This window comes from Pseudundibacterium arcticum (genome assembly GCF_042646465.1).
Lineage (GTDB): Bacteria > Pseudomonadota > Gammaproteobacteria > Burkholderiales > Burkholderiaceae_D > Undibacterium_A > Undibacterium_A arcticum.
Map to the genome: position 1 here is coordinate 38,849 of NZ_JBHRTP010000005.1, position 14,334 is coordinate 53,182.

The 14,334-nt window shown below is 53.7% G+C and carries 17 protein-coding genes; 1 reads left to right on the plus strand and 16 read right to left on the minus strand.

The genetic code is table 11. The annotated features are described in order from the left end of the window. Positions 1–330 precede the first annotated feature (330 nt). From ACFOFO_RS01835 to ACFOFO_RS01910, 16 genes are all read right to left on the minus strand, one after another. Positions 331–990, minus strand: coding sequence for a DUF2076 domain-containing protein (locus tag ACFOFO_RS01835; protein ID WP_390330675.1), 660 nt, complete (start codon positions 988–990; stop codon positions 331–333). Between the two features lie 162 nt (positions 991–1,152). After that, positions 1,153–1,722 (minus strand): cation diffusion facilitator family transporter, encoded by a 570-nt coding sequence (locus ACFOFO_RS01840; RefSeq protein ID WP_390330676.1) that lies wholly within the window; start codon positions 1,720–1,722, stop codon positions 1,153–1,155. 138 nt (positions 1,723–1,860) lie between these two features. Continuing rightward, positions 1,861–2,244 (minus strand): hypothetical protein, encoded by a 384-nt coding sequence (locus ACFOFO_RS01845; RefSeq protein WP_390330678.1) that lies wholly within the window; start codon positions 2,242–2,244, stop codon positions 1,861–1,863. Between the two features lie 237 nt (positions 2,245–2,481). Then, a complete protein-coding gene (locus ACFOFO_RS01850) occupies positions 2,482–2,880 on the minus strand; it encodes a signal protein (RefSeq protein WP_390329103.1) in 399 nt (132 codons plus the stop codon). Between the two features lie 145 nt (positions 2,881–3,025). Continuing rightward, the gene (locus ACFOFO_RS01855) at positions 3,026–3,385 is read right to left on the minus strand and encodes a hypothetical protein (RefSeq protein WP_390329105.1); all 360 of its coding nucleotides are present in this window, start codon (positions 3,383–3,385) and stop codon (positions 3,026–3,028) included. Positions 3,386–3,417: 32 nt separating this feature from the next. Further along, positions 3,418–3,918, minus strand: a complete 501-nt coding sequence (locus ACFOFO_RS01860) for a Spy/CpxP family protein refolding chaperone (protein WP_390329107.1) — start codon at positions 3,916–3,918, stop codon at positions 3,418–3,420. 459 nt (positions 3,919–4,377) lie between these two features. Continuing rightward, positions 4,378–5,220 carry a LysR substrate-binding domain-containing protein gene (locus tag ACFOFO_RS01865; protein ID WP_390330679.1) on the minus strand — a complete coding sequence of 281 codons (843 nt, stop codon included), beginning with the start codon at positions 5,218–5,220 and terminating at the stop codon, positions 4,378–4,380. A gap of 366 nt (positions 5,221–5,586) precedes the next feature. Further along, positions 5,587–5,988: a hypothetical protein gene (locus ACFOFO_RS01870; protein ID WP_390329113.1), complete on the minus strand. Its 402-nt coding sequence runs from the start codon at positions 5,986–5,988 to the stop codon at positions 5,587–5,589. Positions 5,989–6,084: 96 nt separating this feature from the next. Further along, positions 6,085–6,372 (minus strand): hypothetical protein, encoded by a 288-nt coding sequence (locus ACFOFO_RS01875; protein ID WP_390329114.1) that lies wholly within the window; start codon positions 6,370–6,372, stop codon positions 6,085–6,087. 677 nt (positions 6,373–7,049) lie between these two features. Further along, on the minus strand, positions 7,050–8,042 hold the full coding sequence (locus tag ACFOFO_RS01880) for a YihY/virulence factor BrkB family protein (RefSeq protein ID WP_390330681.1): 993 nt from the start codon (positions 8,040–8,042) through the stop codon (positions 7,050–7,052). Between the two features lie 351 nt (positions 8,043–8,393). Beyond that, positions 8,394–8,714, minus strand: coding sequence for a high-potential iron-sulfur protein (locus tag ACFOFO_RS01885; protein WP_390329115.1), 321 nt, complete (start codon positions 8,712–8,714; stop codon positions 8,394–8,396). Positions 8,715–9,010: 296 nt separating this feature from the next. Continuing rightward, positions 9,011–9,670, minus strand: a complete 660-nt coding sequence (locus ACFOFO_RS01890; RefSeq protein WP_390330689.1) for a DUF2076 domain-containing protein — start codon at positions 9,668–9,670, stop codon at positions 9,011–9,013. A 288-nt stretch (positions 9,671–9,958) separates the two neighbouring features. Beyond that, positions 9,959–10,357, minus strand: coding sequence for a signal protein (locus ACFOFO_RS01895; RefSeq protein ID WP_390330683.1), 399 nt, complete (start codon positions 10,355–10,357; stop codon positions 9,959–9,961). Between the two features lie 1,065 nt (positions 10,358–11,422). Next, a complete protein-coding gene (locus ACFOFO_RS01900; RefSeq protein WP_390330685.1) occupies positions 11,423–11,803 on the minus strand; it encodes a hypothetical protein in 381 nt (126 codons plus the stop codon). 108 nt (positions 11,804–11,911) lie between these two features. Beyond that, the gene (locus ACFOFO_RS01905; RefSeq protein ID WP_390329121.1) at positions 11,912–12,250 is read right to left on the minus strand and encodes a hypothetical protein; all 339 of its coding nucleotides are present in this window, start codon (positions 12,248–12,250) and stop codon (positions 11,912–11,914) included. 82 nt (positions 12,251–12,332) lie between these two features. Next, positions 12,333–12,677 carry a hypothetical protein gene (locus ACFOFO_RS01910; protein ID WP_390329123.1) on the minus strand — a complete coding sequence of 115 codons (345 nt, stop codon included), beginning with the start codon at positions 12,675–12,677 and terminating at the stop codon, positions 12,333–12,335. Between the two features lie 211 nt (positions 12,678–12,888). Here ACFOFO_RS01910 and ACFOFO_RS01915 point away from each other — a divergent pair, with 211 nt between their 5' ends. Next, positions 12,889–13,776: a Tim44 domain-containing protein gene (locus ACFOFO_RS01915; RefSeq protein WP_390330687.1), complete on the plus strand. Its 888-nt coding sequence runs from the start codon at positions 12,889–12,891 to the stop codon at positions 13,774–13,776. The last annotated feature ends 558 nt before the right edge of the window (positions 13,777–14,334 follow it).

Sequence of the window (14,334 nt, forward strand, 5' to 3'; positions counted from 1 at the left end):
TTCAATACTTAATCGTTCCGAATCAATAGCTACCCAGCGTGGTGCTTTGGCTTTGAACGAGGACGGCGCAAAAAGATTGAACATAAGTTCTAACGAACAAGGTTTATCCGCCGCTCTGATTCAATCTGAACAACGTGCGCGTCGGCATGCCGGTTGGTGCTGGGCTGGGGGGTAAAGACCTCCGGCTACCGACTAGGACTAGATGCCGAAAATGGACTGCCTCTTGACAAAGCCAAGTCATCTCTGGGCCTGCAAAAATTCTGAAGGCCTGTTCTTGAGCCAATAAGATCCCGGTACAACGGTCAAGATTGCATCGGTGCCAACACCGACTCAAATCACGGATGATCCATCATCTCCACTCCAGTCGTCGGTAGCAACATCATCCACGCTTGTGCTGTCATCCGTTGCCGTATCGGCTCCGTAATAATTATTGACCGTGGTGTTCTCCACAGGTGCCGCTAACGGCGCCATGCCTGGTTGATTCATCAATCCGGTGCCACCGCTGGGATGCATCAGGTGTTCGATCCCTTGGAATAAGAACGCGCCGCCAGCCACGCCAGCAGCGGTCGCTGCGACGGTGCCGAGCATGCTCCCAACGCCACCTCCGAAGAACCCGGGAGATGCTGCTGGAGCCGGGCTTTGCATAACGGGTGTCTGCATTGGAGCGGGAGCACTCGGCATCATCGGGACTGCTGCTGGCCGAGATGCGGCAGCCGGAGTGCTACCCCATGCATTGGGGTCGAGGAAGCTGCGTGCTGGCACCGACTGCGTTGCCTGTATCTGGTTCTGCAGCGCAGCAATTTGTGTTTTTGCGATATTGAGCGCTTGCTCCATCAGCAGTGCGCGTTGTATCAGGAGGTAGGCCGCGTCCGGTTGTTGCGCAATGGCACTTGCAATCAGTGCATCGGCTTGCGGATCTTTCGCAACGCCTCGAACCTGGGTTAGTTGATTCAGAAAATCCTGTAGCGATTGGGTTTCTTGCGGGCTCATGATTGTTGCTCCTATAGCAGCGAAGAAAAATTGGTCAGTCCAATATTATGCACGTGATCTGCATGGAGATTAAAGTACGTTCAACCGAAATCCATCCGGTTGGGGCCATAGACAGTCACCTGTACACTCGGTGTCAGATTTCGTCTCGACTAGATCGGATTATTAGTCGCCATTGGTTTCGGCGAAAATCTCGATACCTTCCTTGATGACATACAAGCCGATAGCAAATCCAACTATCAGATCAATGTGTCGGTAGCCAGATATGGCAATCGCCGTGCCGGATAACAGCACACTTATGTTGACCAATACGTCAGCACGTGTATCTTTCCATGTTGCCTTAAGGTGCATCTCTTCGGTATTTCGATACGGGGCGAGCATCGCAAGTACGCCGCCATTTACGGCAAGCGACAATAGGGCAAACGCGATAATTACTAAGCCTTGGGGGTTGCTTCCGCTGATGACGCGATGAATGACTTCGCCGATCACCCCGACGCCCAATAGAATCAACATTGAGCCGTTCCAACGTGCTGCGTTATTCTGAAATTGCGACGAACGTCCAATCGCAACCATGGCAACTACGTATCCTGATGCGTCGGCAAGCATATCAAACGCGTCGGCCAACAAGCCAGTCGAATCGGCAATGTACCATCCAACTATACCGATGAAAAACATTCCGATGTTGGCGATTAACGCGATGCGCATGCGCTTGCGGTCGACATCATCATTTGTCAATTTGAATTTCTTTCGTGTAAAAGAACCGTTACTTGTTTAACGTGGAGCTAGTTGTTTGCAATCGAGCGAGCGGCAATATTCGCGTTGGGCATAGTTGGTCTCTTCAAGTTGGCGTCTATTGGGTTGGCCGTCAGCAAATTAGAAGCTCCAGATCGCGTTTACCCATGCTCCGTGCCTTGCCCCCCGGAAGTGCATGACCCCATTGTCGGTGAACTGATATGCAAGCGACGGGCGGTGTCCGGTAGCGTCCCAGTGCAACCCGACGAGAGGATCCACCGCAAAGCGCACATCTTTTCCTTGAACATCCTGGATTTCGCGTTTGAATGAGGACTCAAAGCGACTCCGTCTGTAAACCGGACCAACCCATCCTGTGCCCAAGTTTTCAAATCGAATCTGCGCGTCATGTGGCAGCTCCGGAGCAACGAGAAAGAGTGGATCATCACCCGTATTTTTGTCGGCACGGGCGGGCGGCACCGTCAACAGGACAGCCGATAGAATCAGGATTCTCTTCGTCGCCAACATGCCCTATGCCTCTAAGGAAACCACGTTGCTTGAGGGACACGATAATCAACAATGCTGCTGCAAACTTGTACGTGTATTGCGCAAAAACAAAAAGGACCGATTAAGGTCATTTTTTGTTGGATGCACATGCCAAGGCCTGAAAGCTTGGCGAAAAAAAGAGTGGCTCGACGGCCACTCCTTCATTTTTACTAATCTGTAGCAATGCCGCAATCGTGCGACGCACACAACGCCGGAAACCTACGAACAGGCCTTCTTGTGATCCGCATGATTGCCTTTGGCCTTGGCGTCGGCTTCGGTCATGTATTCGCCGGCCTTGGTTTTGCCGTAGTACTTGGTTCCAGCGCAGTGATATGTCTTGGACGCGGTATTCACCCATACTTTGCCCTCACCGCCGCCTGGCGCTGCTGTCGCCGGCATTTTGCTCGTTGAATTTGATGCCTTCTTCGTCGGGGCAGTCATCGCGTCAGTCGTTGCCGGTGCCGCAGGCTTTGCCGTCATCGCTCCAGTGGTTGCTGCGGGCGCCGGTGCCGACGCTGCAGGCTTTGTAGGGGGCGTTGCGGTGTAAGTTTGAGCGAAGCCATGGGCGGACAACAGAAATCCGGCACTCAGGGCAAGCGATTGCAAGAATAATTTCATGGTCTTTCCTCTTAAAATTTTTGGTTATCTGACGTCATTTGTGACCGACGAAAAATCTACGTCGGTCTACAGGCTATCACAGCTTATTTGGACGCACCGGCTCGCAAATTGCGAACGGGTTTCCGGCCGGTGCACGTGCGGCATACTACTTTGCTTGAGCGGCGTGGTGATGGTGCTTCGCATGATGATGCATTGCATGACGTACATGCTTCGCTCCTTCATGATCGTGATGGACGTTGGTTCCACGGTCGTTGGATTCGATCTGTCGATCGTTACGGGCGTCTGGATGACCAGGTAGTCCCGCACCGCTGTTCTGTGCTTGTGCGAGCGGCGTAAATGCCAGGATGAGTGTAGCAATGCCAAGCAGATTTTTCATTTTCAATCCTTCAACTGGTCGGGTTTCACAATCTGCATTAGCAGCGACATAGCTTAAAAACGCAGCAGGAGATATTCGGTTGATGGCGGCAAAATATGCTAAGTCGTTCAGGCTATTGCGAAGTGGCAACGCAACGGCTCAATCTCAGGAGGAGCCAATGCTTAACCCATGTCGTGATGCATGTGTTCGCTCATCCTTCTGTTCCATGCGTTCTTCGAGAAGAGATCGAAAATCGTTTTTTGCTCTACGCTCAGCACATCATAAAAAATCTTGGTGTCGGAAGCGGTCTTGCTGAGGCTGTCGGCATTCGAACGCATCATGGCAGCCATCTTTTCGATTTTTTCAGGCGTCGGCATATTTTCGTAGTCTCGACTAAACGCGCCTTGCATTTTTTCTCTGGATTGCGCGTGCGCTTTTGCCTGAGCAATTAACGCATTCGAGAACGTCTCCCACGCCGCTAGTTGGGTTGGTTTGAGGTTGAGCTTCTGCTTCAGTTCAGCAAGGCGTTTTTGTGTCGCGACGACCGGATCCTTCGAATGACTTTGGGATGCCTCCGCACCAACCTTGGTCGCTGGGTGCGATTCCTGTGCTAGGGTATAAGATCCGACTCCGGCCATCAACAAACCGGATACCAAACATGCTGCTGTGATTGATTTTTTCATCGCTTTTCCTATTCATTAAATTACGGAATGTACGTCGCTGCTTGCTACGCTGTGCGCCATTGCTAGGCTTCTATACGACGATCCTTTTGCCAGACGAATACTGATCAAACACACGTGCAATTTGCTCTTGTTTGACCACAGTGGCCGCAAAATTTCTCATTTGATAGGTATGTAACGGCCACTCGTGGGTATTGAACGAAGCCTTTTGTGAGATGAAACGCGCACATCCGGCAATAATTGTGCCCTTTGCTCTTGTAATCACCACAATGGGCGCACCTTTTCTGTTTCAAGATCTCTCCAAGTAGCCCTAACTGGGTATAAGTCGCGAGGCGGCAATTTTACATGGGTAACTGCCATTTAGCAGCGGACAAAATCACGAAAACCGCTCATACCTGCAGTCCGACTAGTGTGCCAATTTGTTGGGATCAGTGCGCAGACGCAAAGGCATGGCACGAGCGTTTAATCGTCATGCCCACGGTGCTCGCCATTATCATGGCCATGGCGTTCGTCATGACGGTCTTCATGGTGATGTCGTTCGTGCCGATGCTGCTCACGCCAGTCGTGTTCACGTTCCTGTTCAATATAGACAGGACGTGCTTCCACATAGACCGGCTCTGGTTCCACGTAGACCGGTTCCGGCTGTACATAAACCGGTTCTGGCTGCACATAGACGGGACGCGGTTGCACATAGACCGGGGCTTGAAAAAGCCCTGGGAGGCCAATATTCGAGAGAACGATTCCCTCGGTCGCCAGAGCACTGTCGAGCCGCTCGCGAATCGGGTTACCTTGGCGCGGGCCGATCAGCGGAACATGGACCAAGCCCTGCCAACGAAGCTCGCGTTTGCGCGCAAGTGCGTGGTCCGCGCGCATTACGACAACAAAGGCGTCTGCCGACAACAGGTGCGCCGCGAGATCAAGCCGATTGCCGGATTCTGTACCGATACCGAAGTCGACCTCGCCCGAGCACACCATCTTCGGCACCTCGTGCTCCGCCACGTCATACAACTCTACCTTGACGTCCGGGTACTCGATATAAAACTGCTTAATGAAGCGCGGCAACAATAAGGCTGCTTGCACCGAGGATGCCGCAATCGACACGCGCCCGCGCCCCAGAGTTTTCAGTTCGTTCGAGCTCAGGATCACGCTGTCGATATCGGACACTGCCTTCTTCATCAAGGGCAAGAGCTCGGCGCCGGCCTGGGTGATGCGCAATAGTCGGGTATGGCGGTCGAACAGGCGCAACCCGAGGTTGGCTTCCAGCTCGTGAACCAGCGTGCTTACCGATAACTGGCCTGTTAACAATCAATAAAATGTGTTTACATTCGGTATTTGAATAATTGGGACTACGGAAAAAAGAAAAAGGATTGTAAGTCAAGAATGGCCAAACGTAAAATGATTGCGCAGGTCTTGATTATGCAGATCTTCTACTGTTGAACAGCGGCAACTGGCTGGCAGAAGGGTTCGATGCAAAGGCGCCGATTTCCGCTGGCCTTGCGGCGATCTCGAAACCGTTGGTGCTCAGCCATCATCACTCCAGACCATCGTCCGCTGATGCAGCGCTTCCACAAAGCCGGGCGAAGAAAAGCGCATGCCAGTCATCCTGGAGCCGCAGGAGTATCAAAGGCAGGTGGGGGGGACGATCCCGATGTATTCGCACCTTAGGCGACATTAGCGGACGAGCGTCAGGATCAAGTTGGCCGCAGCGACGGCACCTAGAACGACGGTAGCCCCTGCTAGCCATAGAACGCGGTTCCGATTGGCCTCGACGCGCTTGATCAGTTGAGTGTTCTGATCGGCGAGGGCCTTGATCAGTTCGGAGGACGCGAGCATCTGATTGTGCAAGTCAGACGCAGCGGCCTCTACCGCAGCGAGTTGCGCTTGGAGTATCGCGATAGCTTGAGCTTCGGATGAAAGTGTAGGCTGCGCAGTTGCGGCTGGTAGCTCCGGCGATGGAGATTTCTTTGCGACAGCGTTCCACAGCTTCTTCGCCCCATCTGCGACGATGGGCGCATTGCTGATGACATCAGCCCAGGGAACACCCCGCAATACCGCAAGCCAACCGATAGCCATGAACAAGCCTTTTCGCGAAAGTGGAGTCGTCTAATATTTTGAGTTCAGCGGTCGATAAAAGCCAGCGTTTGACGGTCCGCCAAACAATATGGCTAGTCACTTCAGCAGTGCTTTCAGCATGCCAAGTTGTTCGGCTTCGGTAAATACGCCGACTTTTATGGCCTCTGCAAACAGGGGAATCCAATTTGGAGCATCGATGTCAGCGGGGCGCGCAGTCTGCTTTCCATCTTTCCACCAGGCCAAGCGAATTTCCTCGCAGCGACCTTTGGTAAAGATTCGCTCAAGGCAGATGGAGTCGTTTGCCTTGCCTTCCCACGCACACGCGAGGACGTAACAATAGTCAGTTTCTTTAAGTGCTATTGACTTCGCATTCTCTTCGTTCATCGAAATTTTTCCTTGAATGAGCCTGCCGCATTTATCCGCCGCTCAAGCGCAATTTCAACAGTCCAGGGGTCGAACAGCGGCTTATAAACCTGTTGTGCCGAACCGGCCCATCGGGCAGTGGTAATGGAGATTGTAAGCGGGAAGATGGTTGCTTTGGAAAAAAGCAGATGGCGGCATGACCGCGCGGTTGACAAAGAGCAATGATTGCAACGGTATACGAAGTCCGTGCACCTGAGGTCACCTGGATTGAGAAGCGCTCTTCGCGCCGCACGAATTCGTTTCTTTGGCTGAGATATTTCCGCAGTTAAGTTTACAGCGACATCAGTTCCGGCGAGTATTGGCCGGGACGCATGGTGAAGTACGCGCGCGGGTCGGCCACGTGGTAGTCGGCGTCGGCATACGCTTTAGCCAGTTCTGGAGAGATTGCGGCCGGTTTGGTTTGTTCATAGATCTTTTGTCATTTGGCGTGCGATTCTTTTTTGTGTGCCAGGATAGATAGTGCTGCACATGCAGTCGCAATTGGAATGGATGATTTATCGAAGTGGCGCGGTCACGATGTCGGCGCAAGTTGGCTACCGGCGAATGCCGGCTATTCACCGCTGCGCAACGCTAACCGCTCGGCAAGGCCCGCTGTATTTAAGCTTACAGCACAGGGCTGAACAGCCGTGCGACGAACTTTAGTTTTTAGCTTCCGACGTGCCGCTTTCATTCTTTTTACTGAGGTTCTCCTCTATCGCCGCCTGCTTTGCCTCAATCATGTTTTTGTCAGCCTGCTTTTTTGTCGTCTGGCTAGGAACGGTGGGCGCAGCGGCAGGGAGAGGATGCTCCTTCCGCGATCCGAATGTCAGCGCATAAGCCCAAGTAAATTCCGCACCCATCAGAAATATCTGGGCGGAGTAGTACACCCACACCAGCACGGCGACCAGCGAACCCGCGGCACCAAATCCCGAAGTCATACCGCTCTTGCCGATGTAGACCCCAATTAGGAATTTTCCGATCGTAAAGAGCAGAGCGGTCACGGCGGCCCCGATCCACACGTCCGCCCAGTCCACCTTCACCCGCGGCATGAATTTGTAGATCATTGCAAACAAGATCGTGATAAATGCGAAGCTGACCACAAAATTAATTAGGTGCGCAAGGATTTCCCATCCTGCGAACAGTGGGCCCCACAATTTCCCCAGTGCGGCCAGCGCCGCACTGACCACCAGCGATACCATCAACAAAAAACCGATACCCATGATCATGCCGAAAGACAATAGGCGCGCACGCAGCAAGCTCCCGATTCCCCCCTTGTTTCTTTTTGGCGCACGCCATATACGATCCAGCGCAGCCTGCAATTCGCCAAATACCGTTGTCGCACCAATCAACAGCAGAATTCCCCCGACCAGCGTGGCGGTGACGCTTTCGGTCGGCTTGCTTACGCTTTCGAGCAAACCTTGCACGGCCTGCGCGCCTTGCGGCCCCATCAGTTCTTGCAATTGCCCGACAATTTCGCCGCGCGCGGCCTCGACACCAAAGATTAGTCCGGCAATCGAAATCACAATCAGCAATAACGGTGCAATCGAGAACATGGTGTAATAAGCCAGTGCCGCTCCCATGCTTTGCGCATAGTCGTCGACCCAAGATGAGGCGGCGGCTTTAATCAGAATCCAGATATTTTTTAAGGTCATGACATCTCTCTGCGACCCTCGATGAGCTCTGATTTTACCTACATTCGCCGGTCTCATTTTACGCTACGCCTGCTACCACTCTCCCTCCAGTTTGGTGCGATCTGCGTGCCTCAGCGCAACTGATCGCGTGTCCCGCGCGGCGCGCCAGCCGTGGAGATATTCATGGAGATGACGTATTGCCACTGTTGTTCCTGCCATTGGCGCGCTCTACCTGACCTCACCGTCTCTTGCCATGATCCGCCCCGCTGATTATGGGGCGCTGCTGACCAGCATCGACCGGCAAGCTGTTACCAATTCAGTACCGAGAACATGCGATGCGATCATTGCATCTAGCTACGTGCAGGTCTGGTATCAGGCCTTCTTGGCCCAAGCACTGCACCAGCCTTTAGCCGATACCTGCTTGCCAGCGAACAGCGGGCACCCACCGGCCGCATCACCGGCTTTTCCTTGGTACAGTGCGCAATTGCTACATTGCTGGCCAGCTGCATACTTGGGAAATTTTGCCTTGTCCGCCTTGTTGGCATCCGCCTTATAGCCTAGCGCTATAGCTTGGGCATCGTTCTCGGCGACCATAGCGCCTTGGGCCATGGCACCTTGGGCCGTGCCGTAACTGGCTACCAATGCAGCGCTCCCCAGGCCAAATTTAATAATAAACTCGCGACGACTGGTCATGAAATCTCTCCAAAGCTATTAAGAATTAAGGCGGTATTAATCAATCTTGAAAATTTCAGGTGCTCGACCGCCTCTGAGTCTTCTTATACCCGGGTCGATGTCATTTTTTATGATATGGGTCAAATTCTCACAAAGCATACGCCGCCAGCGTATTGGCGTTGCAATTGCGGTCGGAAGCCGCTTCTTCCATGCGATCGCTAGCCATTTCGTAGTTGCACTTCACTACGCTCTCTGTGGTCGGGTCGGGTTATGGGAGGACTTGCGCCTCCATCATTGCATCCATGCTGAGCGCTTACTCAAATCACGGATGATCCATCATCTCCACTCCAGTCGTCGGTAGCAACATCATCCACGCTTGTGCTGTCATCCGTTGCCGTATCGGCTCCGTAATAATTATTGACCGTGGTGTTCTCCACAGGTGCCGCTAACGGCGCCATGCCTGGTTGATTCATCAATCCGGTGCCACCGCTGGGATGCATCAGGTGTTCGATCCCTTGGAATAGGAACGCACCGCCAGCCACGCCAGCAGCGGTCGCTGCGACGGTGCCGAGCATGCTCCCAACGCCACCTCCGAAGAACCCGGGAGATGCTGCTGGAGCCGCGCTTTGCATAACGGGTGTCTGCATTGGAGCGGGAGCACTCGGCATCATCGGGACTGCTGCTGGCCGAGATGCGGCAACCGGAGTGCTACCCCATGCATTGGGATCGAGGAAGCTGCGTGCTGGCACCGACTGCGATGCCTGTATCTGGTTCTGCAGCGCAGCAATTTGTGTTTTTGCGATATTGAGCGCTTGCTCCATCAGCAGTGCACGTTGTACCAGGAGGTAGGCTGCGTCCGGTTGTTGCGCAATGGCGCTTGCAATCAGTGCATCGGCTTGCGGATCTTTCGCAATGCCTCGCACCTGGGTTAGTTGATTCAGAAAATCCTGTAGCGATTGGGTTTCTTGCGGGCTCATGATTGTTTGGCTCGAATGATGAATTCGTATGAAGGGGTCGAGAACTTTCAGTTGACTCACTGTCGCAACTGATCTGTCAATCCAGATTATGGTTGCTGGTCGCACGCACGATTCAAACTTGAGGACGAATGTTGGCGCCGATCCAATTTTCACCCATGTGCCGAGATTTCGATGACCCAAGCATCACGCTTGTGAACTGTTGCCAGAATTGGAATTGGTAGCATTGGGCCGTCCAGTTTCGGCATCTCGGTCACCGGTCTATTGACCGCAACACGTATAACACTAGACTTACGAACAGACCTTCTTGTGATCCGGATGATTGCCTTTGGCCTTGGCGTCGGCTTCGGTCATATACTCACCGGCCTTGGTTTTGCCGTAGTACTTGGTTCCAGGGCAGTGATATGTCTTGGAAGCGGTATTCACCCATACCTTGCCGTCACCGCCGCCTGACGCTGCTGTCGCTGGCATTTTGCTCGTGGAGTTTGTTGCCTTCTTCGCCGGGGCAGTCATCGCGTCAGTCGTTGCAGGTGCCGCAGGCTTTGCCGTCATCGCTCCAGTGGTTGCTGCGGGCGCCGGTACCGACGCTGCAGGCTTTGTCGGGGGCGTTGCAGTATAAGTTTGAGCGAAGCCATGGGCGGACAACAGAAATCCAGCACTCAGGGCAAGCGATCGCAAGAATAATTTCATGGCCTTTCCTTTCAAGATTTTAGTTATTTGGCGTCATTTTTAGCCGACGTGACATCTACGCCGATCAAACGACCCTCACGGCTTACTTGACCGCATCGACTGGTATATTACGACAGCATTTTAGGCCGGTGCATTTGCGGCAGACTACTTTGTGTGTACGACATCGTGATGGTGCTTCACATAATGATGAAGATGCTTTGCATGACGCACATGCTTCGCACGGTCATAATCGTGATGCATGACGGTTCCATGGTCGTAGGATTCCATCTGTCGATCGTTACGGGCGTCTGGATGACCAGGGTAGTCCCGCACCGCTGTTCTGCGCTTGTGCGAGCGGCGTAAATGCCAGGATGAGTGCAGCAATGCCAAGTAGCTTTTTCATTTTCAATCCTTCAACTGGTCGGGTTTCACAATCTGTATTGGTAGCGACATAGCTTAAAAACGCCGCGGGAGATATTCGGTTGACGGCGGCAAAACCTGCTAAGTCGTTCAGGCTATTGTGAAGTGGCAACGAACGGCCCAATCCCTAGAGGAGCCAATGCTTAGGGTTCTAATGGAGTGGACGCCCCTCTTTCAAGGCCGTAAGGTGCAATCCGTGGCCCTGAGTCGCAATTCGTAACGCCGCATGTTCCCACACATACTTCCCAGTGTATTTTTAAAACAGCAAGCAATACCTGAGAGAACCTGCCTGTTTTAACTGATACCCCCTATTTTTATAATCATGAAGGGCTGCGAGGTACAGTTCATAAGGCGCACGCCGTACCCTCCAACATGCCTGTTTTCTGCCTTAGATCTCCGAGTGGTTCCTGGCGCGTGGCCAGCTCCGAACGGTGGCGTTCCGCCGCCTGGTTGCCGGCCGCGCGGACGTCGTCCAAAGCCACATAGTTTCGCGGATAGGCAGGAAACGGCAGACCACTAGCTGAGCGGCGGAAGTCGAATTGTGCAAGTGTGAGCCACCGTCGATCATTTTTTTGCGAAATTTCGGTTAGTGATCGCGGTTGCATTCCATTGTTCGCGCTAGAAAGTCACTGGCGGACAATATCGTGCAATCGCGATTGCCAAACCTTAAGCTGCCCAGTGCCCTTTGCGCCAGACCCAGTCCCCGCCCTCCCACTGCCAGTGGCCAGGAATCCAGAAATGCGCAGGACTTGGCGCAACGGTGATTTGCTCGACAATGACGGTAGGCATCGGACGCACTGCGCCCTGATACCAATGACCCGCTTGCCATAACCAGCCAGTATTGCGCCACACCCAGTGTCCAGGTACCCAAGCATAACCTGGAGCGGGCTGCGCGCTGATCACTTCCTGAATGGGAGCCGGCATCTGTTTGACGACGACTTTTTGCGGCTGCTCGCGGACCACGGTCCGCTCTCTTACGACGGTCGTGCAACCGACTATCGCCATCGCGGCGGCAGCTAAAAAGAGCACGTTCAGCATACGTTTCATTGTTGATCCCTGTTAATTGTTATTCAATTGAGCATGGGAGAACACCCGCTATGGCAGGTGGCCCCCTGTTTTACACGTGCGCTGTCTCAATCGGATTGAAGACAAGAATTATTTACCAATTTGTTTGCTGACCGCATTTTCCTGTTGTTTCAGTGTTTTTTGTTCTTGCTTGGTGATATGGCCGCCGTTTCGTGAGGCCATGGCATGCTCTTCCTGGCGAATCTGACGATCCTTCTTATGCAATGCCTGCGCTTGACCGCGTATCAGCTCCCCTTCTTTTACTTCATTGTGAATGCGCCGGTTCTGATTTTGAAGGCGATTGTTGACCTGCTCGCGGCGTGGGTGTTTCTTTTGCCAGTGTGTATCGGCAGCGAACGCGCTTATAGCTGCGCTGCCAAAAATCATCGTGATAACAGTCACTGCGACAGCCTTTGTAAATGTGGTCATGCGTCTCTCCCTCGTCGTTGGCGGTTTCTGGCGTCTGCCATTGCCCCAAAAACGTACTGCCACGCAAAGTTGATGACGGGCATTACAAATTGTTACTCATTGACCAACTGAGCAGGCCGCAACCCTGCCAACGAGTGAAGAAATCTTGGGGTCCGTATTCAACGCCGTAGGTCTGCCCTGCCCTTTTGGCCGGATACCGCCGCGCTTTTGCTCGGCCACCATGGCCAGTTCGGATGTTTTTGCGGTGCCTGCGCCAACGGGCCAAATGCGGAGAGGAAATTCCCTCGCGCCGCAACGGCGCTCCGATATCGCCGGGGCTGGTGCAATTGTCGGCCAGGTTGAGAATGCGATACTTCTCAGCCGCACAGAACTTGCGGCGGTGCATGAGGGCCACAACCTCCGGATTCGGACGCGCCAGAAGTCGCATCTCCAGTCGCCCTTCGTTGCGTCTTCTGGCGCTATGATGACTGCTGTGCTAATAATTTCCTGCTTTCTGTTCTGCATGTTGAATGCTACCGTTGTACTCTAAATTAACTGGGTAGGTGGCTCATGTGATATTAGCACTGGGGAAGCGCACCAAATTGCACCGAAGCTACGACTATCCCTCGCATACCGGAATCAAACTCTAGGAGTTCCGCATGAAAAAATTCTTTATCGCATTGCTGGTGATGGCCAGTGCATTGTCGATCACCGCCGAAGCGAAGCGCCTGGGCGGCGGCGGTTCGTTTGGCAAGCAATCTCAAAGCCTGAACCGTCCTCCGGCCCAAGCGCCGAGCCAGGGCGCGAGTCCGGCAAAACCTGCTGCGCCTCCCGCTGCCGCACCCCAAACGCCGCCGAAACCGGCCAGTCCATGGCGCGGCATTTTGGGCGGCGCCTTGCTTGGACTCGGGCTGGGCGCACTGATGTCGCATTTTGGCCTTGGCGGCGCATTCGGTAGCATCCTGATGATCGCGCTGTTGGCGATTGCGGTGATGTTCATCATCCGCATGTTCCGCCGCAAGAGCGATGGCAATAATGCCTCTGCCTATGCAGCGGGGTATCCTTCTGTTTCCACTCCGGAAATCGGTTCCCGCATCGAAACGACCGGTGCGCAACCAGTCGCGTTGCAGTCGGTACCGGTCGCTGCCGCGAGCAACGTCGCGCCATTTGGCGTGCCAGCCGATTTCGATGTGCCCGCGTTCCTGCGCAATGCAAAGATCTACTTTATCCGCCTGCAAGCGGCATGGGATAAGGCGGACATCAACGATATCCGTGAATTCGCGACGCCGGAAATGTTTGCCGAGTTGAAGATGCAAATCCAGGAGCGTGGCACATCTCCGAACAATACCGATGCGGTGACTTTGAATGCCGAATTGATGGGGGTCGAAACCCTGGGCAGCGATTATCTGGCCACCGTGAAGTTCTCCGGCATGATCAAGGAGGCCGAGAATGCACCGGCTGAACCATTCACCGAAGTCTGGAATCTGTCCAAACCGATGTCTGGACAAGGTGGATGGGTCTTGGCAGGGATTCAACAATTATCCTGAAACGAATGAAATTAGCATCCTGGCGCGCTTCCTTGTCCACTTTTTCACCGGGCAGGATGAGGTTGTGATGTCGTTAGTCCGACGATTGACGTCCGGAATAGCCCCTTTTTCAAGCCGCCCCATCAGACCGACTCCTGCGACATAACGGGCTCGTTCCGGTACAAGCCGATAGAACGAAATTGCCGAGCGCAAGATATTATTTGGCATCCGAAGGATTGAAGATGCCGCGTAATCAACTCCGGCGACGTACCCATGGGCTTCGCATCTCCGACTATCGACACCCGCTCAGCGGTCACAACATTCTGCCCGTCATTTGTCTGTGCGCGCGCTCTTTCCAGGACAATTTCAAATCTACAATGTGCTTGCTGAATGTACCCGTGAAAACGAGGATCGCGGTTTTGATGGCGCCCAGACCTTTTGCCAGCACACGCACGCCATGCGGGGCCACTTCCTGGGCAAGGGTTCTTGGTGAGCATCGACAGCGCAGCCTTGCTCGCCGTGTAGGCGCTATAGCCTGACCATGCGATCACCTCGTGAACCGAGGTGATATTCAGTATC

Excerpts from the sequence above, each read along its gene's own strand:
- ACFOFO_RS01835 (WP_390330675.1), bottom strand. The coding sequence starts at position 990 with ATGAGCCCGCAAGAAACCCAATCGCTACAGGATTTTCTGAATCAACTA.
- ACFOFO_RS01845 (WP_390330678.1), bottom strand. The coding sequence starts at position 2,244 with ATGTTGGCGACGAAGAGAATCCTGATTCTATCGGCTGTCCTGTTGACG.
- ACFOFO_RS01850 (WP_390329103.1), bottom strand. The coding sequence starts at position 2,880 with ATGAAATTATTCTTGCAATCGCTTGCCCTGAGTGCCGGATTTCTGTTG.
- ACFOFO_RS01860 (WP_390329107.1), bottom strand. The coding sequence starts at position 3,918 with ATGAAAAAATCAATCACAGCAGCATGTTTGGTATCCGGTTTGTTGATG.
- ACFOFO_RS01870 (WP_390329113.1), bottom strand. The coding sequence starts at position 5,988 with ATGGCTATCGGTTGGCTTGCGGTATTGCGGGGTGTTCCCTGGGCTGAT.
- ACFOFO_RS01875 (WP_390329114.1), bottom strand. The coding sequence starts at position 6,372 with ATGAACGAAGAGAATGCGAAGTCAATAGCACTTAAAGAAACTGACTAT.
- ACFOFO_RS01880 (WP_390330681.1), bottom strand. The coding sequence starts at position 8,042 with ATGACCTTAAAAAATATCTGGATTCTGATTAAAGCCGCCGCCTCATCT.
- ACFOFO_RS01885 (WP_390329115.1), bottom strand. The coding sequence starts at position 8,714 with ATGACCAGTCGTCGCGAGTTTATTATTAAATTTGGCCTGGGGAGCGCT.
- ACFOFO_RS01890 (WP_390330689.1), bottom strand. The coding sequence starts at position 9,670 with ATGAGCCCGCAAGAAACCCAATCGCTACAGGATTTTCTGAATCAACTA.
- ACFOFO_RS01895 (WP_390330683.1), bottom strand. The coding sequence starts at position 10,357 with ATGAAATTATTCTTGCGATCGCTTGCCCTGAGTGCTGGATTTCTGTTG.
- ACFOFO_RS01900 (WP_390330685.1), bottom strand. The coding sequence starts at position 11,803 with ATGAAACGTATGCTGAACGTGCTCTTTTTAGCTGCCGCCGCGATGGCG.
- ACFOFO_RS01905 (WP_390329121.1), bottom strand. The coding sequence starts at position 12,250 with ATGACCACATTTACAAAGGCTGTCGCAGTGACTGTTATCACGATGATT.
- ACFOFO_RS01910 (WP_390329123.1), bottom strand. The coding sequence starts at position 12,677 with ATGCGACTTCTGGCGCGTCCGAATCCGGAGGTTGTGGCCCTCATGCAC.
- ACFOFO_RS01915 (WP_390330687.1), top strand. The coding sequence starts at position 12,889 with ATGAAAAAATTCTTTATCGCATTGCTGGTGATGGCCAGTGCATTGTCG.